The sequence below is a fragment of the Paraburkholderia madseniana genome (genome assembly GCF_009690905.1).
In the GTDB taxonomy this organism is placed as follows: Bacteria; Pseudomonadota; Gammaproteobacteria; order Burkholderiales; family Burkholderiaceae; genus Paraburkholderia; species Paraburkholderia madseniana.
Genome location: NZ_VOSW01000046.1, coordinates 30,181 through 54,872 on the forward strand (window position 1 = coordinate 30,181; position 24,692 = coordinate 54,872).

Annotated in this window: 26 protein-coding genes; 18 read left to right on the top strand and 8 right to left on the bottom strand. The window is 60.8% G+C overall.

Annotation, left to right across the window (positions count from 1 at the left end; genetic code table 11):
* Window positions 1-9 precede the first annotated feature (9 nt).
* The 8 genes from FSO04_RS23570 to FSO04_RS23605 are packed head-to-tail and all read left to right on the top strand — an operon-like array spanning window position 10 to window position 9,381.
* Entirely contained in the window at window positions 10-891 is an 882-nt protein-coding gene (locus tag FSO04_RS23570) for an IclR family transcriptional regulator (RefSeq protein WP_372342747.1), read from the top strand.
* Window positions 888-1,697: an SDR family oxidoreductase gene (locus FSO04_RS23575; protein WP_154562996.1), complete on the top strand. Its 810-nt coding sequence runs from the start codon at window positions 888-890 to the stop codon at window positions 1,695-1,697. The genes FSO04_RS23570 and FSO04_RS23575 overlap by 4 nt, the downstream gene beginning before the upstream one ends.
* Window positions 1,690-3,348 (top strand): thiamine pyrophosphate-binding protein, encoded by a 1,659-nt coding sequence (locus FSO04_RS23580; protein ID WP_154562998.1) that lies wholly within the window; start codon window positions 1,690-1,692, stop codon window positions 3,346-3,348. Before FSO04_RS23575 ends, FSO04_RS23580 begins: the two co-directional genes overlap by 8 nt.
* Complete coding sequence (locus FSO04_RS23585; protein ID WP_054034124.1) at window positions 3,341-4,171, top strand: aspartate dehydrogenase; 831 nt, start codon at window positions 3,341-3,343, stop codon at window positions 4,169-4,171. Before FSO04_RS23580 ends, FSO04_RS23585 begins: the two co-directional genes overlap by 8 nt.
* A 40-nt stretch (window positions 4,172-4,211) precedes the next feature.
* Window positions 4,212-5,702 (top strand): aldehyde dehydrogenase, encoded by a 1,491-nt coding sequence (locus FSO04_RS23590; RefSeq protein ID WP_154563000.1) that lies wholly within the window; start codon window positions 4,212-4,214, stop codon window positions 5,700-5,702.
* Between the two features lie 26 nt (window positions 5,703-5,728).
* Window positions 5,729-6,694 (top strand): VOC family protein, encoded by a 966-nt coding sequence (locus FSO04_RS23595; protein ID WP_154563002.1) that lies wholly within the window; start codon window positions 5,729-5,731, stop codon window positions 6,692-6,694.
* Window positions 6,687-7,952: an NAD(P)/FAD-dependent oxidoreductase gene (locus tag FSO04_RS23600; RefSeq protein ID WP_154563004.1), complete on the top strand. Its 1,266-nt coding sequence runs from the start codon at window positions 6,687-6,689 to the stop codon at window positions 7,950-7,952. The genes FSO04_RS23595 and FSO04_RS23600 overlap by 8 nt, the downstream gene beginning before the upstream one ends.
* Window positions 7,953-7,977: 25 nt before the next feature.
* Window positions 7,978-9,381, top strand: coding sequence for an MFS transporter (locus FSO04_RS23605; RefSeq protein ID WP_154563006.1), 1,404 nt, complete (start codon window positions 7,978-7,980; stop codon window positions 9,379-9,381).
* Window positions 9,382-9,668: 287 nt separating this feature from the next.
* Here FSO04_RS23605 and FSO04_RS47660 read toward each other — a convergent pair whose 3' ends face one another.
* Window positions 9,669-9,809, bottom strand: a complete 141-nt coding sequence (locus tag FSO04_RS47660; protein ID WP_233464958.1) for a hypothetical protein — start codon at window positions 9,807-9,809, stop codon at window positions 9,669-9,671.
* Between FSO04_RS47660 and FSO04_RS23610 the strand changes: the two genes are divergently transcribed.
* The 5 genes from FSO04_RS23610 to FSO04_RS23630 all read left to right on the top strand — a co-directional run bounded on the left by FSO04_RS23610 (window position 9,808) and on the right by FSO04_RS23630 (window position 15,052).
* Entirely contained in the window at window positions 9,808-10,050 is a 243-nt protein-coding gene (locus FSO04_RS23610) for an RHS repeat domain-containing protein (protein ID WP_233464959.1), read from the top strand. The two genes, FSO04_RS47660 and FSO04_RS23610, sit on opposite strands and share 2 nt — an antisense overlap.
* A 42-nt stretch (window positions 10,051-10,092) precedes the next feature.
* On the top strand, window positions 10,093-13,698 hold the full coding sequence (locus FSO04_RS23615; protein ID WP_154563010.1) for an RHS repeat-associated core domain-containing protein: 3,606 nt from the start codon (window positions 10,093-10,095) through the stop codon (window positions 13,696-13,698).
* A gap of 17 nt (window positions 13,699-13,715) precedes the next feature.
* Window positions 13,716-14,102, top strand: a complete 387-nt coding sequence (locus FSO04_RS23620) for a hypothetical protein (RefSeq protein WP_154563012.1) — start codon at window positions 13,716-13,718, stop codon at window positions 14,100-14,102.
* 203 nt (window positions 14,103-14,305) lie between these two features.
* Complete coding sequence (locus tag FSO04_RS23625; protein WP_233464960.1) at window positions 14,306-14,650, top strand: RHS repeat-associated core domain-containing protein; 345 nt, start codon at window positions 14,306-14,308, stop codon at window positions 14,648-14,650.
* An 84-nt stretch (window positions 14,651-14,734) separates the two neighbouring features.
* Window positions 14,735-15,052 (top strand): DUF4279 domain-containing protein, encoded by a 318-nt coding sequence (locus FSO04_RS23630; RefSeq protein ID WP_233464961.1) that lies wholly within the window; start codon window positions 14,735-14,737, stop codon window positions 15,050-15,052.
* 50 nt (window positions 15,053-15,102) lie between these two features.
* On the opposite strand, the gene FSO04_RS48540 is transcribed toward FSO04_RS23630, so the two are convergent.
* The gene (locus tag FSO04_RS48540) at window positions 15,103-15,303 is read right to left on the bottom strand and encodes a SymE family type I addiction module toxin (protein ID WP_154563016.1); all 201 of its coding nucleotides are present in this window, start codon (window positions 15,301-15,303) and stop codon (window positions 15,103-15,105) included.
* Here FSO04_RS48540 and FSO04_RS48545 point away from each other — a divergent pair.
* The 4 genes from FSO04_RS48545 (at window position 15,302) to FSO04_RS23655 (ending at window position 17,081) form a co-directional block, all read left to right on the top strand.
* A complete protein-coding gene (locus FSO04_RS48545; protein ID WP_266240399.1) occupies window positions 15,302-15,445 on the top strand; it encodes a hypothetical protein in 144 nt (47 codons plus the stop codon). The two genes, FSO04_RS48540 and FSO04_RS48545, sit on opposite strands and share 2 nt — an antisense overlap.
* Window positions 15,446-15,631: 186 nt before the next feature.
* Window positions 15,632-15,889 (top strand): hypothetical protein, encoded by a 258-nt coding sequence (locus FSO04_RS23645; RefSeq protein ID WP_154563018.1) that lies wholly within the window; start codon window positions 15,632-15,634, stop codon window positions 15,887-15,889.
* Between the two features lie 338 nt (window positions 15,890-16,227).
* On the top strand, window positions 16,228-16,554 hold the full coding sequence (locus FSO04_RS48760) for an RHS repeat-associated core domain-containing protein (RefSeq protein WP_154563020.1): 327 nt from the start codon (window positions 16,228-16,230) through the stop codon (window positions 16,552-16,554).
* Window positions 16,555-16,562: 8 nt separating this feature from the next.
* Window positions 16,563-17,081, top strand: coding sequence for a hypothetical protein (locus tag FSO04_RS23655; protein ID WP_154563022.1), 519 nt, complete (start codon window positions 16,563-16,565; stop codon window positions 17,079-17,081).
* Window positions 17,082-17,205: 124 nt separating this feature from the next.
* Here the strand turns inward: FSO04_RS23655 and FSO04_RS23660 are convergent, their stop codons facing one another.
* The 4 genes from FSO04_RS23660 to FSO04_RS23675 form a co-directional block, all read right to left on the bottom strand.
* Window positions 17,206-17,325 carry a SymE family type I addiction module toxin gene (locus FSO04_RS23660; RefSeq protein ID WP_154563024.1) on the bottom strand — a complete coding sequence of 40 codons (120 nt, stop codon included), beginning with the start codon at window positions 17,323-17,325 and terminating at the stop codon, window positions 17,206-17,208.
* A 27-nt stretch (window positions 17,326-17,352) separates the two neighbouring features.
* Window positions 17,353-19,008, bottom strand: coding sequence for a J domain-containing protein (locus tag FSO04_RS23665; RefSeq protein WP_154563026.1), 1,656 nt, complete (start codon window positions 19,006-19,008; stop codon window positions 17,353-17,355).
* A 6-nt stretch (window positions 19,009-19,014) separates the two neighbouring features.
* Entirely contained in the window at window positions 19,015-20,724 is a 1,710-nt protein-coding gene (locus tag FSO04_RS23670) for a molecular chaperone HscC (RefSeq protein ID WP_154563028.1), read from the bottom strand.
* 286 nt (window positions 20,725-21,010) lie between these two features.
* On the bottom strand, window positions 21,011-21,472 hold the full coding sequence (locus tag FSO04_RS23675) for a GNAT family N-acetyltransferase (RefSeq protein WP_154563030.1): 462 nt from the start codon (window positions 21,470-21,472) through the stop codon (window positions 21,011-21,013).
* 157 nt (window positions 21,473-21,629) lie between these two features.
* On the opposite strand from FSO04_RS23675, the gene pdxR reads away from it, so the two are divergent.
* Window positions 21,630-23,102 carry a MocR-like pyridoxine biosynthesis transcription factor PdxR gene (pdxR, locus tag FSO04_RS23680; protein WP_154563032.1) on the top strand — a complete coding sequence of 491 codons (1,473 nt, stop codon included), beginning with the start codon at window positions 21,630-21,632 and terminating at the stop codon, window positions 23,100-23,102.
* Window positions 23,103-23,140: 38 nt separating this feature from the next.
* Here the strand turns inward: pdxR and FSO04_RS23685 are convergent, their stop codons facing one another.
* Both FSO04_RS23685 and FSO04_RS23690 read right to left on the bottom strand, forming a co-directional pair.
* On the bottom strand, window positions 23,141-24,244 hold the full coding sequence (locus FSO04_RS23685) for an NAD(P)/FAD-dependent oxidoreductase (RefSeq protein WP_154563035.1): 1,104 nt from the start codon (window positions 24,242-24,244) through the stop codon (window positions 23,141-23,143).
* A 179-nt stretch (window positions 24,245-24,423) separates the two neighbouring features.
* Window positions 24,424-24,627: a DUF3562 domain-containing protein gene (locus tag FSO04_RS23690; RefSeq protein ID WP_154563037.1), complete on the bottom strand. Its 204-nt coding sequence runs from the start codon at window positions 24,625-24,627 to the stop codon at window positions 24,424-24,426.
* Window positions 24,628-24,692 lie beyond the last annotated feature (65 nt).

Genomic DNA, 24,692 nt, shown 5'->3' on the forward strand with positions numbered 1-24,692 from the left:
ACGCATGACATGGTTAGCGCCGAGCGCGACGCGGACGACGACCGCAACGACGCAGACACCAGCAGCGATATCAGCTATCGCGTGCCGGGTCTGGAACGCGGTCTGAAGATTCTGACGGAGTTCTCGCCACGCGAACCGGTTCTCGGCGCACCGGAATTATCGAAGCGCCTGAAGATTCCCCGCACGACGGTGTTCCGTCTGCTGCAAACGCTCGAATCGCTCGGCTTTCTCGAGCGCGCCGATAAGGACCGCAACTATCGCCTCGGCGTCGCGGTGCTGCGGCTCGGCTTCGAATATCTGAGCTCGCTTGAATTGACCGACCTCGGTTTGCCGATCATCGAAGCGCTGCGTAACGACACCGGCCTCACCAGCCACATCGTGATTCGCGACGGACGTGACGTCGTGTTCGTGGCCAAAGCGCAAAGCCATGCGCCTATTTTCAGCTCGGTGAAGGTGAATGTCGGCACACGACTGCCGGCTCACGCAACGACGCACGGGCAGGTGCTGATGGGCGACATGACGCTCGACGACTTGAAGAAGCTCTATCCGGAGCCGGAACTCGAACGCTTCACGAAACAAACGCCGGCCACGATCGACGATCTGTACGAACGCATTCGCGATGACGCCAAGCGCGGCTACGCGATCAGCGAGTCGTCGTTCGAACGCGGCATTTCGGTGGTGAGCGCGCCGGTGCGCAACGACACGGGCCGCATCGTTGCCGTGATTACGACGACGATTCCGCGCCACGAGATCGATGCGTCGCTGCTCGACAGCGGCCTGATCGACAAGGTTCGCCGCGCGGCTGACGAACTCTCGCAGCGGCTCAACTATCGGCCGACGGGTAGCTCGAACTCAGGCGCGAAATACTTTAAGGCACTGGGGCTCAAATGATTCAAATCGACTTGACCGGACAGGTAGCGGTGGTGACGGGCGGTTCGTCCGGCATCGGCCTTGCGACTGCCGAATTGTTTCTGCGAGCAGGCGCTTCGGTTGCGATCTGCGGGCGCGACAGCGAACGTCTCGCGCAAGCGGAAGCATCGCTGAAGGCGCAGTTTCCGCAAGCGCAATTGCTGGCGCAAACCTGCGACGTGCTAGACGCGGACGAGGTCGCAGCGTTCGCGCAAGCTGTGCAAGCGCGTTTCGGCCGCACCGACATGCTGGTGAATAACGCCGGCCAGGGTCGCGTGTCGACGTTCGCCGACACCACCGACGACGCCTGGCGCGAAGAACTCGACCTGAAGTACTTCAGCGTGATCCGCCCGACCCGCGCCTTCCTGCCGATGTTGCGCGACGCCGCCGGGTCTGGCAACAACGCGGCAGTGGTCTGCGTGAACTCGCTGCTTGCACTACAACCCGAGCCGCACATGGTGGCGACTTCGTCGGCGCGTGCCGGCGTGCTGAGCCTCATCAAATCGCTAGCGGTGGAACTCGCACCGCAGCGCATTCGCGTGAATTCGATTCTGATCGGCATCGTCGAATCGGGTCAATGGCGCCGCCGTTACGCGAAAGAAGCGCAGTCGGGCCAGAGCTGGGAAGACTGGACCGCCGAACTGGCGCGCAAGAAAAACATTCCGCTAGGCCGCTTCGGCAAACCCGAAGAGGCCGCTCAAGCGCTCTTTTATCTGGCTACGACGCTGTCGTCCTATACGACGGGCAGTCACATCGATGTTTCTGGAGGCGTTGCACGACATGTCTAACAAAACCACCGTTGGCGAACTGATCGCCGCTTTTCTCGAGCAATGCGGCGTTCAAACCGCATTCGGCGTGATCTCGATCCACAACATGCCGATTCTCGACGCGATCCACAACCGCGGCAAGATTCGCTACGTCGGCGCACGTGGCGAAGCGGGCGCGGTGAACATGGCTGATGGCCTGGCGCGTGTCTCCGGCGGCCTCGGTGTTGCATTCACCAGCACGGGCACTGCCGCGGGTAACGCTGCCGGCGCGATGGTCGAAGCACTGACCGCTGGCACCGCGTTGCTGCATGTGACGGGCCAGATCGAAACCGAATACCTCGACAAGGACCTCGCCTATATCCACGAAGCGCCGGATCAATTGTCGATGCTGTCGTCGATCTCGAAGGCCGCGTTCCGCGTACGCTCGGTCGAAACCGCATTGCCGACCATCCGCGAAGCCGTACGTGTCGCGCAAACCGCGCCGAGCGGCCCGGTCAGCGTCGAAATTCCGATCGACATTCAAGCCGCCGAAATCGAATGGCCCGCCGATCTGGCCGCGCCGCACGTCACCACGCTCACACATTGCAGGCAGCGTGTCGTGCAACTCGCGGATCAACTGGCGAATGCGAAGCGTCCGCTGTTGTGGCTCGGCGGCGGTACGCGCCACGCACGTGCTGCGGTTGAACGTCTCGTGGCGTTGGGCTTCGGGGTGGTGACCAGCGTGCAGGGCCGTGGCGTGTTGCCGGAAGATCATCCGGCGACGCTCGGCGCGTTCAACGTGCACTCGGCAGTCGAGAGCTTCTACAAGACGTGTGACGCGCTGGTGGTGGTCGGTTCGCGTCTGCGTGGCAATGAAACGCTGAAGTACAAGCTGGCGTTGCCGCAACCGCTGTATCGCATCGACGCCGACGCGCTCGCCGACAACCGCGGCTATCGCAACGACATGTTCATTCACGGCGATGCGTCGGCTGTTCTCGAAGAACTCGCGACGCTGCTCGAAGGCCGTCTGAAAGTCGATCCGACGTTCGCACAAGACCTGGCTGCCGCGCGCGAAAGCGCCGTCGCCGATGTTGGCAAGGGTCTCGGCCCGTACAAGCGCCTCGTCGACGCGCTGCAGCAAGCCGTGGGCCGCGACTACAACTGGGTGCGCGACGTCACGATCTCGAACAGCACGTGGGGTAACCGCATGCTGAAGATCTTCTCGCCGCGAGCGGGCGTTCATGCACTCGGCGGCGGTATCGGCCAGGGCATGCAGATGGGTATCGGCGCAGCACTCGCCGGCAATGCCGCGAAGACCGTATGCCTGGTTGGCGACGGCGGCCTGATGGTCAACGTCGGCGAACTCGCAACGGCCGTGCAGGAAAACGCCAACGTGATGATCGTGCTGATGAACGATCAGTGCTACGGCGTGATCCGCAACATTCAGGACGTGCAATACGGCGGCCGCCGCTGCTACGTCGATCTGCACCAGCCGGATTTCGCGCAGTTCTGCGAGAGCCTGAAACTCACGCACTACCGCATCAAGTCGCTCGACCAGGCCGAGGAGATCATCCGCGAGGGTATGGCGAAGACCGGTCCGGTGCTGGTTGAAGTGGACATGCTGTCGGTCGGCTCGTTCGCCACCGCGTTCGCGGGCCCGCCGGTCAAGGAAAAGGAGCCGGAACATGCGTGAGACCGGCTACGCGGGGCATCACGCGCCCGTCGACGTCGCGATGATCGGCTTCGGCGCGATCGGCCAGGCGGTGTATCGCTCGGTCGAGTCGGATCCGACGGTGCGCGTGTCGCATGTGATCGTGCCGGAGCGTCATATGGCGTCGGTGCGTGAAGTGGTGGGCGCGTCGGTCGATGTGGTGGCCTCCGTGTCCGCGTTGAGCAGTCAGCCGCATTTCGCGCTGGAATGCGCGGGGCACAGCGCATTGGTCGATCACGTGGTGCCCTTGCTGAAAGCCGGTACGGATTGCGCGGTGGCGTCGATCGGCGCGCTGTCCGACATGATGTTGCTGGACGCGCTCTCCGCTGCGGCCGATGAAGGCGACGCAACGTTGACGCTGTTGTCGGGTGCAATCGGTGGCGTGGACGCATTGTCTGCCGCCAAGCTCGGCGGCCTCGACGAAGTGCTGTACACGGGCCGCAAACCGCCTTCGGGCTGGCTCGGCACGCCCGCGGAACAGCTCTGCAATCTGCATACGCTGAGCGAAGAGACGGTGATTTTCGAAGGCAGCGCGCGCGAAGCGGCGCGCCTGTATCCGAAGAACGCCAACGTCGCAGCGACGATCGCGCTGGCTGGCCTGGGTCTGGACCACACCATGGTCCGCCTGATCGCGGACCCGAACGTATCGCGCAACGTGCACCGTATCGTGGCGCGCGGCGCGTTCGGCGAGATGTCGCTGGAAATGTGCGGCAAGCCGCTGCCGGACAACCCCAAGACGTCCGCATTGACCGCGTACAGCGCGATCCGTGCGCTACGCAATCGCGCGGCCCGCTGCGTGATTTAAGACATTCGCTGATTAGCTGAAGCAAACCGGAACGACCGACATGACTCACTTCGATACCAGCCTCGTGCCCACCGGCGATATTTTCATCGGCGGCGAATGGCGGCAAGGGCGTGGCAACCCGTACAAAAGCCTGTATCCGGCGAATCAGTCGGTCAACATGGAAATCTCGACGGCGAATGCCGACGACGCCCGCGAAGCCGTGGAAGCCGCGGATATTGCATGGCGTAAGGCGGATTGGTCAGGTCTGAAGCCGCATCAGCGTGCGCTGATTCTGTATCGCATCGCGGATCTGATCATGGCGCGTCACGAAGCGCTTGCGCAACTGCAGCGTCGTGACAACGGTAAGCCGATCAACGAAACGCGCGTGCTGGTGGCGAGCGCTGCGAACACCTTCCGCTATTTCGCGGCCTGCCTCGAAACGCTCGATGAAGAAGTGACCCCCTCGCGTGGCGACTATCTGACGATGAGCATCTACGAGCCGATCGGTGTGATCGCGGCGATTACGCCGTGGAATTCGCCGATTGCTTCGGATGCGCAGAAGCTGGCTCCCGCCTTGGCAGGCGGCAACGCTGTGGTACTGAAGCCGGCTGAAGTCACGCCTTTGGTCTCGCTTGCGTTGGCCCGTATCTGTGAAGAAGCCGGCGTGCCAAAGGGTGTCCTCAGCGTTGTACCGGGCAAAGGCTCGGTGATCGGCGACGTACTAGTGCGCCATCCGTTGGTGAAGAAAGTGTCGTTCACGGGCGGCACCGAAGTCGGCCGTGGCATCGCGCGCATCGCTGCGGACAAGCTGATGCCGGTCTCGCTCGAACTCGGCGGCAAGTCGCCGACCATCGTGTTCGATGACGCCGACCTGGATCATGCAGTGAACGGTGTGTTGTACGGCATTTTCAGTTCGTCGGGCGAAGCGTGTATCGCGGGCTCGCGCCTGTTCGTGCAGCGCTCGATCTACGACGCGTTCATGAAGCGTCTCGCGGAAGGCGCACGCAAGCTTCGCGTCGGCGATCCGTCGCGTACTGAAACGCAGATGGGTCCGCTGATTACCGCGGCACATCGCGAAACCGTCGAACGCTACGTCGCGTTGGGTCTGGAAGAGGGCGGCCGTCTTCTGTGCGGCGGCGAACGTCCGGTTGGCGATGGACGCGAACAGGGTACCTATTTTCAGCCGACGATCCTCGAAGGTCTCACGAACGACGCCCGTATCTGTCAGGAAGAAATCTTCGGCCCGGTGCTGGTCGCGATGCCGTTCGACGACGAAGCCTCGCTGCTGAAAGAAGCCAACAACAGTGTGTTCGGCCTCGCCGCAGGCATCTGGACGCTCGATTACAAACGCGCCTACCGGATCGCCCGTGCGCTCGAAACCGGCACCGTGTGGATCAACACCTACAAGCTGTTCTCGATCTCGACGCCGTTCAGCGGCTGGAAAGAGAGCGGCATGGGACGCGAAAAGGGCCGTCTCGGCATCCGCGAATACATGCAGCAGAAGAGCCTCTACTGGGGCTTGAACGACGCGCCGCTGGCGTGGGCGAACTAATACGCGAAATACGCAAGAGGCACGTTATGACGATTCTCGGCATTGAACAGATTATTTACGGCGTGACGGATCTCGCCACCTGTCGCCGCTTTTTCGCGGACTGGGGCTTGAAGGAAGTCGCGCACGACGAAACCCGTGCACGTTTCGAAACGTTGAACGGCTGCACGATTCTTGTGATCGATGCGAGCGACCCGTCGCTGCCGCCCGCATTCGAAGAAGGTCCGACGCTGCGTGAAGTGACGTGGGGTGTGGCAACGAAAGCCGAACTCGACGAACTACGCGGCCGCTTTGCGGGTCAACCGGGCCACTTCGAAACGGAAGACGCTGTAGGTTGTATCGATCCGAACGGTATGGCGATTCGCGTTGAAGTGACCCGCAAGCGTGCGCTCGACATTCACGGTTCGCCGTCGAACGTGTGGGGTCAGACGTTGCGCGTCGATCAACCGTCGCCGATTTACGAACGTGCTGAACCGGTTGAAGTCGGCCACGTGGTGTTCTTTACGAACCAACTCGCGGCACAGGAGAAGTTCTACCAGGAACTGCTCGGCTTCGAAATGTCGGACCGTTATCCGGGCCGCGGCGCGTTCATGCGCTGCGCGCCGCACGGCGGCCACCACGACATTTTCCTGCTGGCCTTGCCGGGCGGTAAGCGCGGCCTGAATCACGTCGCGTTCACTGTGCGCGATATCCACGAAGTGTTCGGCGGCGGCATGCATATCAGCCGCTGCGGTTGGGATACGCAACTCGGTCCGGGACGTCATCCGGTGTCGTCGGCTTACTTCTGGTACTTCCAGAATCCGGCTGGCGGCCTGATCGAGTACTACGCCGACGAAGACCAGCTCACACCCGAATGGCAGCCGCGCGATTTCGAACCGGGTCCGACCGTATTCGCCGAATGGGCGATCGACGGTGGCATCGACGGCAATACACGTCGCCAGAAAAACGCGAAGGCGCCGGAAGGCAAGTTCATGACGGAGCGGAAAAATGACTGACGCTGCTGCTGCAAAGGCTCAAGCTGCACACGCCGGACTCGAAGCGCCGCGCACGATCGTCGTGATCGGCGGCGGCCAGGCGGCGGGTTGGGTCGTGAAGACGTTGCGCAAGGAGGGCTTCGATGGCCGCCTTGTGATGATCGCCGATGAGATCCATCTGCCATACGAGCGTCCGCCGTTGTCGAAGGCCGTGCTCTCAGGTGACGCCGATATCGAAACCGTGCGCCTCGTGAAGCCCGAAGATTTCGAGGCGCTAAACGTCGAAACATGGCAACCGGAGTGCGCGACGTCGATCGATCGTGAACAGCGCATTGTTCGCACGCAGTCGGGCCGCGAAGTGCAATACGACCGGCTTGTGATCGCAACCGGCGGCGCGGCGCGGCGTTTGCCGGACGCGCTGGTGAAGACCTCGCACGTCACCTATCTGCGTACGCTCGACGAAGCCGTCGCTTTGGGCGAACGCCTGCGTGCAAGCAAACGCGTGCTCGTCGTTGGCGGTGGCTGGATCGGCCTCGAAGTTGCCGCGACCGCGCGCAAGCTGGGCGTGGAAGCGACGGTAGTGGAAGGCGCGCGGCGTCTGTGCGCTCGCTCGTTGCCGCCGATGGTGTCGGATTTCCTGCTGCAACTGCATCGTGAAAATGGTGTGGACGTGCGTTTGAACGCATCGCTCGTGTCGGTTGCGGATCATCCAAACGACGCCAACCGCATTCGCGCAACGTTCGCTAACGGTTCCACATTGGACGCCGATTTCGCGGTCGCCGGCATCGGCCTCACGCCGCACACGGCACTCGCGGAAGCCGCGGGTATCAGGGTGGAAGACGGCATCGTCGTCGATCATTTCGGTGCGACCGACGACCCGCGCATCTTCGCGTGCGGCGACGTTGCGAATCATCCGAGCGCGTGGTTGAAGCGCCGAGTGCGGCTCGAATCGTGGGCCAACGCGCAGAACCAGGCGATCTCGACGGCGAAGGCGTTGCTCGGCAATTTCGAACCGTATGCGGACATTCCGTGGTTCTGGTCCGATCAATACGACGTCAATCTGCAAATCCTCGGCGACATTCCGGGCGATGCGCAACTCGCCGTACGCGGCGATCTGCCAGGCAAACACGCCACGCTCTTTCATCTGGAAGACGGCACGATTCGCGGTGTCATCGCCATCAACACGCCGCGCGAACTGAAACTGTCGCGCAAATGGATGAACCAGGGCCGGACTATCGACCTTGCCACCCTGACCGACGCCTCAACGGCGCTTGCCTAACCACACCTACGGACGGCACCACGGCATGAGAACCATCGACAACACCATGGGGGACCGCAGCAGCGCCGGTGTCTCAGGCCCCGTGACCCGGGGCTCGATCATCGCGCGCCTCGAGCGCTTGCCCAAGAATGCGATGCAGGTGCGCGCGCGCATACTGATTGGTCTCGCGACGTTCTTCGACGGTTTCGACGTGATCGCAATCGCGGCCACGCTGCCGATCCTGATTGCGAAGTGGCATCTGACGCCTTGGGAGATCGGTTTTCTGATCGGCTCTGGATCGGTCGGGCAGTTGATCGGCGCGTTTGTGTTCCCGTGGTATGCGGAGCGCAAAGGCCGCGTGAAGGCGATTGCGTTGAGCTCGGGGATCATCGGCATTACGAGTATTGCGTGCGGCTTTGCGCCGACCTTTGCGGCATTTGTCGTGCTGCGCGTGATTCAGGGGCTCGGGCTTGGTGGCGAATTGCCGGTGGCCGCGACCTATATCAACGAGATCAGCCGTGCACATGGCCGTGGCCGTTTCGTGCTCTTGTATGAAATCGTTTTTCCGGTTGGTTTGCTTGCGTCGAACGCGTTGGGTGCTTGGATCGTGCCGCGTTTCGGTTGGCAAGCGATGTACTTCATCGGCGGCATGCCGTTGATTCTGTTCTTCGTGCTACGCAAACTGGTGCCGGAATCGCCGCGCTGGCTGGCCGAACGCGAACGGATGGCCGATGCCGATGCAGCAGTGCATGCTTTCGAACGCGCTGTGAAAGGTCCGCTTCCGCCGGTTGCCAATGCGGCCGAGTTCGACGCGATGGCCAATCGCCATCCGAAGCGCCGCATGAGCGATCTGTTCGGGCCGGCGTATCTGAAGCGCACGATGGCCGTCGCGATGCTGTGGATCACCTGCGGCTTCATTCAGTATGGTCTGTCGACCTGGCTGCCGACGATCTATCGCACGGTTTATCACGCGCCGCTGCAACTGGCGTTGAATCTGGCGGTGGCGGCTTCGGTGCTGGGCGTGGTGGGTTCGCTGACCTGTGCGCTGCTGGTCGATAAGGTGGGGCGTAAGCCGATTATCAATTTGTCGTTCGTGGCGTGCGCGCTGTCGCTGTTGCTGGCGGGTGTGTTCCACAACTCGTCTGTGTATGTGGTGGCGACGTGTTGTGCCTTCTCGCTTGGGTTCCTTGCTTGCGGCTTTATCACGGCTTATGTGTACACGCCGGAGCTGTACCCAACCAGCATCCGTGCGATGGGCTGCGGTGTGGGCGGCGCGTGGCTGAAGATAGCGGCGATCTTCGCGCCGGCGATCGTGTCGAAGACGATGATCGGCGGCAATCTGGAAGTAGCGTTTTATATTCTCGCTGCAGTGCCGTTCATTGCGGCGATTGCGGTGCACTTTCTCGGGATTGAGACCAAGGGGAAGGTGCTGGAGCAGCTCGAGGCTTGATGCCTTCTAGCGTGTGATGAGTTTGGTGGGCAGTTGATGTTGTACCGCAATGGCAGGAAGGCGAGGGGCGCACTGGGTGGTGCGCCCTTTGTTTTTTGCAGCAGCTCTGCACAGAGTAATTCATGCGGTTCATTGACAAATGGATACGCGCATTCGGTTCGCCAGTTTGCGCTTGCTCAACGACCCCTCAACTCTTCTTCTCCGCGTAGGGAATTTACTACTCAATCAGAGAACCATCCTCTATCAATTCGATTCGATCTTCAGTAACTTTCAGTTAATTAGTAAACCTATAAAAAGTGGAAGATGTCGATGATCGGATTGTCCAGGCGTTCATACATCTGTGCCGAGGTCCGGCGCAAAAATCGGCGAGCGCTCGTCCCATTGTTCGCAGCGGGTTGTTGCGCCGCGGCTTGTTTGCTGATGCCCATGATGGCCGCCCAGGCGGACGACATCACCTATGGATACGACGCATTGGGTCGGCTCACCTCGGTGACTGTCTCGGGCGCTTTGGCGTATTACGACTACGACGCGGCCGGCAATATCACGGCGATTCGTCGGCAGGGTGCGCTGTCTGCGGCGGCACCCGTGAATCGTGCAGGTTCCTTGCAGGCTTCGGATGCCGGCGATTTGCCGGTTTCGACTGTCCCGTCTCGGGCCAGCGCGCGGTAGACCCGCACGGTCGATTCCTTCCCCAGTCTCCTTCGGACCCTTATGCGATCAATCGATGCCCTTGCGGCGCGTCGCGCGCTGCTGCGCCCGTTCGTGCTGTTCTTCCTTGTGATGTTGTCGTGGTTCGTGGCGCCGAACGCGCTCGCCGACTGCGACACCCGTTATATCGCCGCAGGCGCCTACCCCGCCAGTCCGCAATGTCCGCTGAAAGCCGCAGCAGCAGACTTCGGCGGCATGGGCGGCTACGTATGCGGCGATCCGAACGTGATCGCGGCTTACTGCAGCGGACCGGCGGGCACCGACAGCACTGAACCCGTATCGGTGGAAGGCGGCATGCTCGACAACGGTGATAACTGTTCGGCCGATTCCACCGCAGGCTGCGGCAACAGCACGTCGGGTGCCGAGCCCGTGAATCTGTACACGGGGCAGTTCTATTTCTTCGCCCACGATCTGGCGGTTGCCGATACGATTGCGCTCGACCTCGCGCGGGTCTACCGCAGTGGCGCTTACGACAGCACCGGGAAGCCACTGGTTGGCGCGTTTGGCGTGGGCGGCGGACTGACGTTCGACACGATCCTCGCGATGAGCAAGGACCGGCAGCGTTTGGAGTTGCGTCAGGCAACGGGCATTCGTGTGCCGTTCACGCCTCGCGCCGGCAGCAACGGCAACGGTTGGGACGACCTGACAAGCCCTGGCGAGTACTACCGCGCCCGCATCGACGCCGCAGGCAGCACCGGCATGACGCTCAGCCTGCGCGACGGGCGGGTGCGGCGCTTCACGTCGATTGGCGGTGTGTACCGTCTCAGTCGCATCGAAGACCGCAACGGCAATGCGCTTGTGATTTCACGCGATAGCAAAACCGGAGCAATCACCAGCGTGACCGGCACGAACGGCCGCACGCTGACGTTCACCTCGATTGTAGGTGCGCGCGGCACATCGCTCATATCGCGCGTGACTGATCAGTTGAGCCGCCAGGTGAATTATCAGTACGACAACCAGGATCGCCTCACGCAGGTGACCGACGCAGGCGGCGGCATATGGAAGTACGGCTGGGACAGCAAATCACGGCTGGTGACGGTCACGGACCCGGAAGGCAATCTCCAGGTGACCAGCACCTACGACGACAGCGACCGCGTGGTTGCCCAGAAGCTTGCGGACGGCAGCACTTTCGCGATCGCCTACACGGTGACCGGCGGCAAGGTCACGCAAACCGAAGTGACGGACCGGCGCGGCAGCATCCGCCGTCTCGAGTTCGACACGAATGGCCGCGTGGTGCGCAACACCTATCCGGCAGGGCAGCCGGCGCAGCAGGTGCAGACGTTTGCGTACGACGCGACGGGCCGGGTGACGAACCTCACGTCGACCGATCGGCAGTACACCTATACCTATGACGCGAACGGCAACCGCACGAGCGAGTCGGACCAGTATGGCACGCTGCACACACGCACCTACGACAGCTATAGCCAGGTACTGACGGACGCAGAGGCGGGCGATCCGCAGCGGGGCGTCACCACCGTCTACACGTACGATGCGAAAGGTAACCTGCTGACCGTCACCGACCGGCTGGGCAACCGCACCACGCAGACGAACGACAGCCAGGGCCGCCCGCTTACGGTGACCGACGCGCTCAGGGGCGTGACGCGTTACACGTACACCCGCGCCGACCTGACGGGCGTCACCGATCCGCTGAACCGCACCACACAGTGCACAGCGGACGCAGCAGGCCGTGTGACGGCAGTGCAGGATCCCTTGGGCAACAAAACTGCGCGCACGCTTGATGCACTTGCTCGAACGACCGACGTCACTGACGCACTGGGCGGCGTGACCCACTTCACATGGGACCGCAACGGTCGCCTGTTGAGTCAGGCCGATCCGAAGGGCGTCACGACGCGCTACACGTACAACACGATTGGCCGTCCAGTGAGTAAAACGGACGCGCTGGGCCGCAGCGAGACGTACACGTGGACGCTGGCGGGGCAAGTACAGAGCGTGACGGATCGCAAGGGACAGGTGACGGGCTACTCGTATGACGAAGCTGGCCGGCTAAAGGAGACTGCCTTCCAGCTCGCGGCGGGCGTGGCATCCACGCGTAGGTGGAATTACACGTGGGACAACACGCTGGACCGCCTCGGGGGGCTGGACGACTACGCCAGAGCCGAACCGGGTGGTACGGAAAGGCGCACCACGTCGACGCTCTTCTACTACGACAGCGTGACAGGAAAGTTCGTGCGCACGCTTGAGTGGCCGCGGCAGGAGGGGGACTGGTCGTACCGGTACAACGCCGTAACACGTGAACTGGACGGCATCGACATGTTCGGCGTAACGGTGACCTACAGCCGCGACGCAGAACACCGGGTCACGCAAATCCAGTCGGTGGAGAACGATGAAGCGCCACGCCAGTTCGGCTATGGCTATGACGCGCTGGGCCGTCTTGCACAGGCGACGCTCGCGAACGGCATTACGGCGAGCTATACGTGGGATGCCGCGAGCCAGCTGACGGGTATCACGTACAAGAGGTCCGACGGCAGCGTGCTGGGTGACCTGACCTACGGCTACGACCTGGCGGGCCGCCGTACGAAGATGGGTGGCAGTCTGGCGAAAGTGGACCTGCCGCAGCCGGTAAGCGACGCGCAGTACAACGGCGCGAACCAGCTCACGCGCTGGTTGGGCAGGACGTTCACGTACGACCTGAACGGCAACCTCACGGGCGACGGGCTGAACCAGTACAGCTGGAACCTGCAGGGCCTGCTTGGTGGGATCACGGGCCCGACCACGGCGGCGTTCAGCTACGACGCACCGGGCCGTCGCAGAAACATGACAGTCGACGGCCAGCAGACGAGGATGGTCTGGGTCGGCGACGAGCTGAACCTGCTGCTGCCGGATGACGACTGGTCGAAGCGCACCCGCCTGTTCTCGCCGTATCCTGAAGGAGGACTGGACGAACTGACTTACCGGCGTATTGGTGATGACGCGAGCCAGGACCGGTATGTCCTGCGCGATGGGAACAACAATGTGATCGCGCTCACGGACGCGAATCAGCATATCGTGACGCAGTACCGGTACGAGCCGTACGGGAAGACGACGCTGGCCGGGGCGGCGGACGCGAACACCCAGCAGTACACGGGCCGGGAGAATGATGGGACGGGGCTTTATTACTATCGGAACCGGTATTACAACCCGGCCACAGCAAGATTCATCAGTGAGGATCCGATTGGCTGGGAAAGTGGGCAGACGAATGCGTATGCTTATGTAGGTGGGAACCCGGTCCAGTTCAGCGATCCGTCCGGATTGCAAGCAATGGGATTTCCGGTCCCAGCAGGTCCGATGCCAGGCGGCGGGTTTGGACCGAGGCCGCCTGGGTCTGGTTCGCAGGGACTTGATGACTGGCTGAGCAACCCCTCTGGCGGAACTTTTGCGGACAGCAACGCTGATGATCCTGTTGTTTATCCTGACAATCCAAAAGGATCACCGGAGAAGTTCGGCAATATCACGGGTAGTCGCGGAAAGCAATGTCTCGACGGCTCTGTCTGGGAGAAGGACACGTCCAGTCATGGCGGCGATCAGTGGAAACGCTGGCCGAATCGGAAATCGTGGGAAAAGAAGCAAACTCCCCAAAGCGTCTGGCCCGACGGGCGCATACGAAAATGATGACTGAAGGAAAAAACATGTCGCTCGAATTCAGCAATTTGTTCTCCCGTGCAATTTCTGAGTGGCCTGCCGAAATTGACTTGCGTTCTCTCTCGACGAGCAAATCAGGATCGGATCGATATTCCGTTGATGGACTCTATGACATGGCCGATGAACGTGAGAGTCGGTATATTGGCTCCTCTGAAGAGACGATCATGCGCAATTTGCATACAGCGCTCTATGAGGTTCTGCATGGGGTCGCCGCCTATGTGATACGAATCAAGCTATCTGATTTGCGAGCCGAAGCTGTCCGGGTTCGGCTGGAGCGACGTCTTCGAGAATACCTAGCTGCGCCTGATGATTGTAGTCCCCAGGATATCGAGTTAGGGAAGCGCTACTTTGCTGAGAACAGGAGGGATGCTTAGGTTCTTTCCAGTTCGTTCGTCTGGGCGGTCAAATAGTTAGACAACAGAAGGGTCGCGCGAGCGGCCTTTCGTTTGTCTAGCCCCGATTGGGCGGAGTAGTGAACTAGAGGTGGTCATGGCCAAGTGAGCATAGATACGATCATCTAAATGCAGCTACGACGCGACCACCCAACTGCAAACCGCGGAGTAGGGCTGCAGTACCGATGTATTACTATCGCAATCGCTACTACAGTCCGCAAACCTCAAGATTCATCAGTGAGGACCCGATTGGCTGGGAAAGTGGGCAGACGAATGCGTATGCTTACGTAGGTGGGAACCCGGTTCAGTTTAACGATCCCTACGGTCTACATAAGGGCGACCAATGGTACGGGTACAACGATAGGAATTTCCGCGATTGGGTGCATGGCATAAAGCAGGACGAAGGTATCCCGGGTCCAGTTAATTTCACTAAGCCCATGCTTGACGACTTCTGGACTCAGTGGAACGGCCAAGGTTGTCCGGCGGGGAAGGGTGGCAAGAGCGGCAAAGGTGGCCAGTCGCGGTATTAACTTATTGGACGAAACATGTCAGCTTGTGCGCGGACCTATGTAACGCTTTGTATTTATGGTTCTGATGCGGACACGATGAATCGCATGGCGGACGAGATCAAAATGTCGCCGACCAGAACCAGCAACAAGAACGGCCTTCTTGGCTGGTTCTTCGACACCAAGGAACTCGACTCTGTCGACGTCGCGGATCATTTGGATCTTTTACTGCGAGAGTTGGAAGCGTATGGCGTTGACATGAAAAAGATTAAGGAGATGGGCTGCTGGTACCGAACTTACTGCTTCTGGTCTTCCGTTTCGGGAAATGGTGGCCCTGCGCTTGGGCCGAAGCAAATGGCGGCACTGGCATCGCTGGATATGGAGTTGCACTTTGATTTGTGGTTTGACCCGCCGGAAGAAGAGTAGCTGTAGCGGGATTGTGAATTGAAGAAGGGCCGCTTGCGGCCCTTCTGCTTTTAAAGCGGCGTAATGATGAGCTTCTGGTGTTCGACGGTGTTACGCACGCGGGATCCGGGCCCGAAACCGGCGGTCTCGATCCAGCGCCCGGAGAGCTTCATCCACGGAAAGGTGGGCGGGTCCTTGCGCAGATGGGAGGATGCGCAGACGGGTAACCTAGTGACGCAGGAATACCGTGTTGAGGGACCGGTGTCGATCATGCTGACGACGACGGCGATCGAGATCGATGAGGAACTGCTGAACCGCTGCCTGATCCTGACGGTCGACGAGGGCCGCGAGCAGACCGAGGCGATTCACCGTTTGCAGCGTCACAAGAGGACGCTCGATGGGCTGCTAGCTTAGGTCCCTTTAACACAAGCATCGGTGTTTCCAACGGAGTGGAATTTAACCAGTCTGATTCTTCAGGCCTTCCGGGATTCGGTGGAAGGCCCTATCGAGGAGCCGGCGGCGGTATTGCGATCGGCTTCCCAAGTGCAGGTTTTGGAGGGGCTGCTTGCGCAGCAGTCGGCATTGAGGTGACCTATACTCGTGGCAAATAAATTCATGTTCTGGCCTGTGATCAAGGTGGTAATACTATTGGTAGTGCTTGTGGCAGGATTGTCCGTGCAGCCCGTTGCCAATATGCCGCTTGGGAGTTGGGTATTCATAGGCGCGCTAGCAAGTGCGATGGGTTTTTTCCTGGCCTTGTGTGTTCTCTTTTTAAACCATCTTTTCTGGCCAAAAGGTAAAAAATGGGGGGCTGCCGGCATGGTCGAACGGTTTGTTGTCACCGTGGCAACTGTTTGATTTTTACTCTATGGTTTTGATGGTTGTGGTTGTCAGTAGCGGATTTTCTCTATGGGCGAAGCACGGGTGGCGTGAGGCTACGTTGGCATTGTTCCCGTTCGGAATGGCGTGTGGGATATGGATTGGCGTTCGACTTGGGGTTGTGATTTTTAAGTCCAGAGTGCTTGCGCCTTCGTGAGGGAATTTTTGTATAGGGTTTATCTACCGCTGACCCTCGCGTAACCGGCGATGCGCCACCTGCAATTCGGCATACGTCAATAGTGCGGTACGTACGTTCGACTGGTGCAACAATGACGTGACCTTCCAACTGCAAACCGGGTTGGTCTATCGTAGTACCGATGTATTACTATCGGAGCCGGTACTATAGTCCGCAGACCGGACGGTTCATCAGTGAGGATCCGATTGGGTGGGCCAGTGGGCGGACGAATGCGTATGCTCACGTCAACGGGAATCCGGTTCAACTTAACGACCCGTTCGGTCTCAGGTCGACAGGTACGCCGGGCAACAATCAAGCTCAAAACAAACAAGTTAGCGATATCGTTAGGGAGCTTGGCTTGACCAAAGGTCAGCGTCGTAAGTTGCATGACGCGATAACTGGTCAAGACTACGGCTACCATGAGATCAAAGCGAAAGCGATAGGTATGTTTTGCCCGACCAATAACTAGGCGGAAGTATGTTGCGTGATGACATAAAAGACGCTTTTTCGGACGTCTGCGGCTTGCCCACCTGGCAGGTCCGGAAAGGCGTCGGATCGTACCTTACCCTGGAGTACGGTGACCCGCATCTGCGGATTCAGGAACCGCGTTTGTCGCGATCGGAGTTGCCTGAAGTGCACAAGTCCGCAGATCGTCGTCGGGTAGTCGTGTCTGGTCGGTGGCACCTTTGGATCTATATGTGCAACTGGACGATAAGCTCGAATGGTACGTGGCTCGCGGACAACGAGGCGTCGAGCGAAGCCATCAATGAAGCGTCGCAATATCTCGATGGGCAAATATTGATGTCGATCGAGGTCTTACCGAAAGATGTAAAGACGGTCTTTCGGTTTGATCTCGGCGGAGAGCTTGCAACATGGCCATATCTGGACGAGGGAGATCGATATGAGGAGCAATGGCTGCTCTACGACTATGAGGCGAAGAAGGTGCAGACGCTTAGAGGTGACGGGACTTGGCTTTGTGAGCCATTAGATGATTGATCTGTTGCTGCCGTTGCCGCATCGTGTCTAGCCGTACAAGACAAATATTGAATTGCAAATCGCTATATTTGTTGTCTGTCGTGGTTTAGATAACAAAGGGCCGTGTTTCACGGCCCTTCTGCTTTTAAAGCGGTGTAGTGATGAGTCTCTTGTGCTCGACGGTGATACGCACGCGGGATCGAGGTTCAAAGCCGACGGTCTCGATCCATCGCCCGGAGAGCTTCATCCACTGAAGTAGGGTCATCCCATGCACAGGTGCCCACGCGAGCGGTTATTGCGCCGTCCGCTGCGATAGACGTCGTTGTTTCAGCTCTTCAATAATCCAAACACTCATCAATCCCGCGCTCACGCAAGCGATGATGTCCGGCTTGGAGAGTGCAAGCGCCAACCAGACGAGGTGTACGTAGCCACGGAAAAAGGGCGGCACAACCCGACGCAAATCAGCCCAACGCGTCGTCGCCAACACACCACCCGCTGCGGCCATCACCGTAAAAAGCGCCCACGCAAATTGCGTCGAACGCTCGTCCCTTTGCAACAGCAAAACGATCAACGTGACGAAACCCGCAAACCACATCGTCGCTCCAAACCATGCGAGGCGGGGGCGACGTGCGAGCCAGCCGCGACACTCCTGCTGCGCAAAAGAGAAGAAGAAAGCAAACAGCACGCCGTGCGCGAACGGCATCTGCCACGCGCGAGGATCCGTGGAGAGCCAATGGCCGGCGAAGCCGAACCCGATCGCTCCGACGGCGGCGAGTATCGCGAGTTGTTTGATGCGCGGCCATCCATAGATCAGCGCGGCCCACATCGTGCAGATCCCGAGTGTGTCCATTGCGATCGACGTCAAGCGCCCGCTGCCTCCGTCGCACAACGCGGCGGCGGTCGCGCCAAGCCACACCGGAATCCATCCGTAACGCAGCCAGCCAATCGAGCGCAGCATCCGCAGCCGCTGTTGCTGTGGTTCAGACAGCAGCACAGTCGTCGCGGCGCTGGTGACCAGCGTCACCATCAGAGTGGCCAGAAGCACGGCCAGCTGAACGGGCGTCCATTGATCGAACCACCGATCGCTATTCAGGTTCATCGACGCGTTGGCGAACAGCAAGCCGCACCATGCGCTCAGCACAAGCGCTGGACCGAACAGGCGGCCCGCGCCAATCCGGAACGACAGGCAGCGGGTCCAGAATTCGACCTTCTCGCTGTCGAGCCGCAGGCGTACGACATTCGGATGATAACGACCGAGCGTGGTCAACAACTGTTCCATCTCGGTTCGCACGCCAGCGCGCAGCAATGCATGTGCGCCGGCCGCCAACTGAGGCTGCGGCCCCTCGAGCAGCGCCATTGCATTTGTGAAGCGTAGGCGCAACGCGTTGTAGTCCTCATCGGCGAATACACGATCCAGCGCGAGTGTTGCGATGGCTGCGTTGCGCCGCCTCAGGTGGGCAGCGTTGTCCCGCCATCCCAGGACAGCACTTAGATTCATACGCAGCGTGGCCGGCGCATCTTCGTTCAAACAATGAACCAGCGCTTGCCATTCGAGTTCGTCGCGCGTCTGAATATTGACGACGACCGCAAATAGATCCTGCAGCGAACGACGCGACTCGAGCTGACCCCGTTGCGAGACGAAGTGCTGCCACAACTGCACGGCGCTTTCGAAGGCGTCGTGTTCGCGGAGGTGTGCCTCAGGCGGTGGGCTTGGCACCGAGACTGGCACTGAAGCCGACACCACGGCTATCGTCCCCGCAGCGCCGCCGCTCGCCATCTGCAAAGCCGACTCATACGCGTACCGAAGCCGCTGAAACGCCTCGGCATCCTCATCCGGGCGTTGCTGTTTCAAAAGACGCGCATAAGCGCGGCGCACGGTCCGCTCGTCGGCGTTTGCCGCAATGCCGAGCACGTCCCACGGCCAGTGGTGGGCAGAAGTCGTATCCATAGCCGGTCAGTACGTCACATGCACATCGAAGCGATCCAGCAGCGCGCTCAATTCGCCGCGCGCATGGGCGATCTCCTCGGCGTTCTGCCGCTCGAGCAGCGACTGGAAGCGCGCGATATGCGCGGCCAGATATTGCCGATGCTCCCCCAGCGTTTCCTCATAGACTCGATCCGCGCGCGTGAGCAGCGTGCGATTCTCCAGTTGATCGCGCGGATGAATCTTTAGCGCACTCAATGTCGCGAGTCGTTCGCCAATTTCTTCCGGAGTCAGCACGCCGGGGTTTTCTTCGATCACCATCGCACGCTTCACGCCGCCGGGAAACGCAGTGGCTTCCACTTCCAGCACGCCGTTGACGTCGTAGGTGAAGCGCACATCCGCACCGGCCTGACCGGCCGGCTTGACCGGCACGTCGAGCGTGAATTCACCAAGCGGCACGTTGTCGACCGTCAAACGCGCTTCGCCCTGGAACACCTTGATGCTCAACATCTGCTGACGGTCACTGACCGTAAAAATGCGCTGCATGCGGCTCACCGGCACGATCGTATTACGCTCGATAATCGGCAGAAAATGCCCCGGCACATATTGATTGGCACTGACCTGCATCGCAGCCTCGATGCCGAGGCTATACGGCGCGACGTCGGTCAGCACCATTTCGTCGAGACCTGCGTCTCGCGTAACGAGCCCTGCCTGCACAGCAGCGCCGAGCGCGACGACTTCGTCCGGGTTCAGATTCGCGGCGGGCAAACGGCCGAACATCTTCGAGACCAGCTTGCGCACCATCGGCATACGCGAGGCGCCACCGACGAGGATGATTTCATCGAGCGCATCAACGGCGATCTTCGAATCGCGCAACGCACGTTCGACTGGTTTGCGCAGCCGTTGCAGCAGATGCTCGCAGGTCCGTTCCGCGGCCGCCGCATCGAGTTCGAGGCTGTGCTCGTTATCGCCAACCGTAAGCTTGAGCGTGACGCTATCGGCGCCGCTCTGCGTGAACAGACGCTTCGCACGTTCGGCCTGCTGATGCAGACGTTGTGCAGCAATGGGCGTGAGCGATTTGACTTGAAGGCGATTGCGCTGGCAGAACAACTCAACAAGCGCCTCCGTGAAATCCTCACCACCCAGAAAATTGTCGCCCGTACTGGCGCGCACTTCCATCACGCCTTCGAAGAAGTCGAGCACGGAGACATCGAACGTGCCGCCGCCCAGATCGAAGATCAGGAATTTGCGTTCGCTGTCGCGCTGATGCACGCCGTACGCAAGCGAGGCTGCGGTCGGTTCGTTGACGAGGCGCAGCACATTGAGCCCGGCCAGTTCGCCGGCGATGCGCGTGGCTTTGCGTTGCGCGTCGCTGAAATAGGCGGGCACGGCGATCACGGCGTCGCCTACCGTTTCGTCGAGGAACGCCTCAGCATCGGCTTTCAGCGATTTGAGCACCAGCGAGGACAGTTCTTCAGGACGCAGTGTCTGCATGCCGAGCGACACGTTGCGATTCGTGCCCATGTAGCGTTTGAAGTTGGCGGCGGTGCGTTCGGGATGCGTATGCAGCCGGTCATGAGCGGGCCGGCCGACAAGGATGGAGCCGTCGTCGTCGATCGAGACGCACGACGGCGTCAGCACGTCGCCCAGTGCGTTCGGGATGAGGGCAGCCTCGTTATTGCGCCAGACGGCCGCAAGACTATGCGTGGTTCCAAGATCGATGCCGATGATCGAAGGCATGTACAGTTTCCGATTCGTTTTGCGCCCCTCCGTGAGGAGATCGCCCAAGGTCGCGTGGGAGCCAGATGGCGCTCCGTCCAATGGCGATAACGGCAGGCTGCCTGCAAACTTGAGCGGTGAAGGGGAACGAGTGCGGTGAGAGTCGATGAGGGCGATGCGCTACGCATGCCGGCAGGATCGGCCGCCGGGTATGCGAATGCGGTGCCTGGTCGCGCAAGAATGGCGACGCGAGAAGGGGATGCAAAGCGGGGACGCAAACCCCGCTAGGCGGGCCTGCTGCTGTGTATCACAACGCCTTGCGGTAGATCACGAAACCGGAGTGGTCCGCGACCTTGTCGTACAGCTTCATTGCCGTGTGATTCGTCTCATGCGTCTGCCAGTAGACCCGTTGCAAGCCGTCGGCCTTGGTGCGCGCATACACCGCTTCGATCAACGCACGGCCGACACCTTTGCCGCGCTCCGCTTCCAGCGTGTAGAGATCTTGCAGATAGCAGGTCGGCGCCACCATGGTCGTGTGACGGTGATACAGGAAGTGCACGAGGCCAAGCAACTGGCCGTTGCGTTCGGCGACCATCGCGTGCATCGGCTCGTAGGCGTCGAAGAAACGCCCCCATGTGACCTGCGTGACCTCGAACGGCAATGCCGTTTCACCCGAGCGGCCGTAGAACGCGTTGTAGGCGTCCCACAGCGGCAGCCAGGCGTCGAAGTCGGCGGGCGTGACGGGGCGGATTTGAATCGCGTCGGACATGGACGTGGCTCCTTGTGTTGTGATGGTTGAGGGGGAGTGGCTCGCGACCGCTATGGCTGGGTCGAACAGGCGTAGACGGCTGCACCAACCGTCAGCATAAGAAAATTGTGGCACCATTGTTAGCTCCACAATGCGACCGGAATTTGGAGCCACGGAATTGGACTACGGCCTGTTGATGTCGAACGTCGAACGCGCAATGGGTGGGCGCAAGCTTACGCAGCAGGACTTGCTCTACGAGAGTCTGCGTCGCGCGATTCTTGATGGCGATATCCGCCACGGCAGCCGTCTTCTTGCGACGCGAGCGCTTGCCGAACAATTGGGCATTGCGCGCAACTCGGTGCTTTACGCGTACGAGCGGCTCACCGACGAGGGCTTCATCACGGCGAGCCGGCATGGTTCCATTGTCAGCATGGTAAGCGGTTCAGGTGCTTCGATCTCGGCAGCAAGCGGCAGCGTGCCGACGCCTGAAAACCACCTGTCACGCCGTGTCGCCGACCTGCCGCGCGAGCGCACGAATCCCGACGACCCCACGCCGTTTCGTCCCGGCGTACCCGCACTCGATGAATTTCCGCTCGCGCAATGGCGTGCCTCGATGGAGCGCGCATGGCGTGTGGTCGAACCGCGCGAACTCGGTTACGGCAACAACGCCGGGCACCCTGCATTGCGCCGCTCGATCGCGGAATATGTGCGCGTGTCGCGTGGTGTGCGGTGTTCCGCGGAGCAGGTGTTCATCACCTCGGGCACGCAGGCGAGTCTCGATCTATGCGCGTGCATGCTGGCAGACCCCGGCGATAGCGTCTGGGTTGAGGACCCCGGCTACCACGGTGCAAAGGCTGCATTCCAGGCCGCTGGTTTGCAACTGGTGCCGATTCCCGTCGACGCCGCCGGCATGGCGCCGACGCCCGATCACTGGGAACAGACGCCACCGCGTCTGATGTACATCACACCCTCGCACCAATATCCGCTCGGCAGCGTGCTGAGCCTCGAGCGGCGCTGGTCGATCATCGAGAACGCAGTGGCGCGCGGCGCGTGGATCATCGAAGACGACTACGACAGCGAACTGCGCCACAGCGGTCCGCCGTTGCCGTCGATCCAGGGCCTCGCGGCCGACACGCCAGTGATTTACCTCGGCACCTTCAGCAAGACGATGTTTCCGGCGCTGCGGATGGGCTTCATGGTCGTGCCGGCGCACCTCGTCGCCGATATCGACGAGGCGCTCAGCGAGATCGCACGGCAAGGCCGCGTGGCTGAACAGATCGCGTTGGCGGACTTCATCGATAGTGGGAAATATGCGCGGCATCTGCGGCGCATGCGGCGACTGTATCAGCAGCGCCGCACCGCATTGGTGAATGCGATCGAGCGGCATATGGGCGACCTGGTGACCGTCTCGTCCGACGGCGGCGGCATGCATCTGACGATGCGGCTCGATGTGCCGCTGCGCGACCAGGACGTGAGCGCAGTGACACGCGAGCACGGTTTGCACATCGCTGCGCTCAGTGCGTTTTGTCAGCCGCCTGCTAAAGACGCCGCGCGCTATAACGGTTTCATGCTTGGCTACGCGGGTGTCAAGCCACACGAAGCGGACGCATTGGTGGCGCGACTCGCCACCGTGGTGCGTGGGCTACGCTAGATCACGAACGAGCGTCGTATTGTTGTGACGAAAGAGAACTAGACCGCTTCCGCCCTGAGCCAACGCGCAAGCCCAGCGTCGTCACCGGTATCCAGCGCTTGCGCGACCCGGCGCCCGACTGCCGCGCCGAATTTATAGCCGTGGCCCGAGCATGCCGACACCACCAGCGTGTTGCCGATGCGCTTCGAAAAAAAGCGTTCGTCCGCAGTGAACGTGTAAGCGCAGGTTTTTACTTCGGTGACCGTATATTCGTCGATGCGGCTGAACGGCGGTGAAAACAACCGGCGCAGACTGTCGCCTTCTCCGGGCGCCGCGATGCGATTGGCATCAGGATCAGGCGCACGCGATTTGTGCACACTGGCGCCGAACTTCAGGCCGACGTCGTCGATTGGCGGCAGCACGTAACCGCTGCTGGCGCCGCCAATATCGACGATAGCGGGCGCATTCGACCACGCGTCCGCCAGATCCGCGGGTGGCTCCAGATAGGCGACCACGTTGCGATAAGTCATCAGGTTTTCGGCGAGCGAGGGGAACAGTTGCAGCGTCCACGCGCCGGCGGTGACCACGAGGCGGTCGGCGCGAATGATCGTGTCGTCTTCGATCCGCACGGAGGCCGCATGCGCATCGACTGCGAGCACCTTGGTATGCGTGCGAATTTCGGCGCCGCGCATCTTGAGCCACGCTTTCATGTCGCGTGCGATGCGTTCGCTAAACAGCGCGCCGCCATCCTGATCGAGATAGGCGTAGCGAAACGTGGAGGGGTCGAGAAACGGATAACGCTCGGCCGCTTCGCGCGGGTCGAGCTGTTCGTACTCGAATTTCATCCGATCGAGACCGGTGCGAAATTGCTCGGCGCCATCGCCTGCGTGTTGCGAAATGCCGAGCACGCCGCAGTTCGCATAGTGGGACACGCCCAGGTCATTCCACAGCAGATCCCAACTATCGAATGCCTCGGCGATGTTACGTGCGTAGCCGTCAGCATCGCCATAGGCGCGACGGATCATGCGACTCCGGTCGCCCGAGGCGGCGAGTGGGTTCGGAATCGAGCCCTGCTCAATCAGAGTGATGTCGTGTCCCAGCTTCGCAAGCGACCACGCTGTGCTCAAGCCGGCAATGCCCGCGCCTACGATTGTCACCCGCATGCCATCTTCCCCCGAGTCGATGTATCCGGGTCAGAGTCTAGCAGTGGGAAAAATAAACAGGTACGCGTTCTGGCAACGCGAAAAATAATTCGGTATGTGTTCTGAAGAATCGCCGCGCGAGCCAGCGGGGTCGATCCAGCGTGCTACCAGGCAGGGGGTGGTCTCCGCGCGCCGCCAAATCAGTGTTTGTGTTTCGAGGTATGGCGCAGCTTGTCGCGTACTTTCTTCGCGGCGAACAGCGGCACGTAATCGAATACACGCGCTTCGTGCCGGTAGTCGGCCAGTGTGTCTGCATACATCCTCGAGACCGTTTCCGTGGGGGTATCGGTTTCCTCTGCGATGCTTCTCACCACTTCGTCGACATTAGGCTCGGGTTGGGACATGGAACTCTCCGGGGCAAACGGGGTGGACCGGCGGGGTTGCCGGGAACGGGCGCACGACAGGAGTT

Coding starts and splice junctions, on each gene's coding strand:
- FSO04_RS23570 (WP_372342747.1), top strand. CDS start 10: ATGGTTAGCGCCGAGCGCGACGCGGACGACGACCGCAACGACGCAGAC.
- FSO04_RS23660 (WP_154563024.1), bottom strand. CDS start 17,325: ATGACCCTACTTCAGTGGATGAAGCTCTCCGGGCGATGGATCGAGACC.
- FSO04_RS23590 (WP_154563000.1), top strand. CDS start 4,212: ATGACTCACTTCGATACCAGCCTCGTGCCCACCGGCGATATTTTCATC.
- FSO04_RS23575 (WP_154562996.1), top strand. CDS start 888: ATGATTCAAATCGACTTGACCGGACAGGTAGCGGTGGTGACGGGCGGT.
- FSO04_RS23595 (WP_154563002.1), top strand. CDS start 5,729: ATGACGATTCTCGGCATTGAACAGATTATTTACGGCGTGACGGATCTC.
- FSO04_RS48545 (WP_266240399.1), top strand. CDS start 15,302: ATGCTGACGACGACGGCGATCGAGATCGATGAGGAACTGCTGAACCGC.
- FSO04_RS48760 (WP_154563020.1), top strand. CDS start 16,228: ATGTATTACTATCGGAGCCGGTACTATAGTCCGCAGACCGGACGGTTC.
- FSO04_RS23665 (WP_154563026.1), bottom strand. CDS start 19,008: ATGGATACGACTTCTGCCCACCACTGGCCGTGGGACGTGCTCGGCATT.
- FSO04_RS23600 (WP_154563004.1), top strand. CDS start 6,687: ATGACTGACGCTGCTGCTGCAAAGGCTCAAGCTGCACACGCCGGACTC.
- FSO04_RS23585 (WP_054034124.1), top strand. CDS start 3,341: ATGCGTGAGACCGGCTACGCGGGGCATCACGCGCCCGTCGACGTCGCG.
- FSO04_RS23675 (WP_154563030.1), bottom strand. CDS start 21,472: ATGTCCGACGCGATTCAAATCCGCCCCGTCACGCCCGCCGACTTCGAC.
- FSO04_RS23580 (WP_154562998.1), top strand. CDS start 1,690: ATGTCTAACAAAACCACCGTTGGCGAACTGATCGCCGCTTTTCTCGAG.
- FSO04_RS23685 (WP_154563035.1), bottom strand. CDS start 24,244: ATGCGGGTGACAATCGTAGGCGCGGGCATTGCCGGCTTGAGCACAGCG.
- FSO04_RS23630 (WP_233464961.1), top strand. CDS start 14,735: ATGGCGGACGAGATCAAAATGTCGCCGACCAGAACCAGCAACAAGAAC.
- FSO04_RS23605 (WP_154563006.1), top strand. CDS start 7,978: ATGAGAACCATCGACAACACCATGGGGGACCGCAGCAGCGCCGGTGTC.
- FSO04_RS48540 (WP_154563016.1), bottom strand. CDS start 15,303: ATGATCGACACCGGTCCCTCAACACGGTATTCCTGCGTCACTAGGTTA.
- FSO04_RS23625 (WP_233464960.1), top strand. CDS start 14,306: ATGTATTACTATCGCAATCGCTACTACAGTCCGCAAACCTCAAGATTC.
- FSO04_RS23670 (WP_154563028.1), bottom strand. CDS start 20,724: ATGCCTTCGATCATCGGCATCGATCTTGGAACCACGCATAGTCTTGCG.
- FSO04_RS23610 (WP_233464959.1), top strand. CDS start 9,808: ATGATGGCCGCCCAGGCGGACGACATCACCTATGGATACGACGCATTG.
- FSO04_RS23690 (WP_154563037.1), bottom strand. CDS start 24,627: ATGTCCCAACCCGAGCCTAATGTCGACGAAGTGGTGAGAAGCATCGCA.
- FSO04_RS47660 (WP_233464958.1), bottom strand. CDS start 9,809: ATGGGCATCAGCAAACAAGCCGCGGCGCAACAACCCGCTGCGAACAAT.
- FSO04_RS23615 (WP_154563010.1), top strand. CDS start 10,093: ATGCGATCAATCGATGCCCTTGCGGCGCGTCGCGCGCTGCTGCGCCCG.
- FSO04_RS23655 (WP_154563022.1), top strand. CDS start 16,563: ATGTTGCGTGATGACATAAAAGACGCTTTTTCGGACGTCTGCGGCTTG.
- FSO04_RS23620 (WP_154563012.1), top strand. CDS start 13,716: ATGTCGCTCGAATTCAGCAATTTGTTCTCCCGTGCAATTTCTGAGTGG.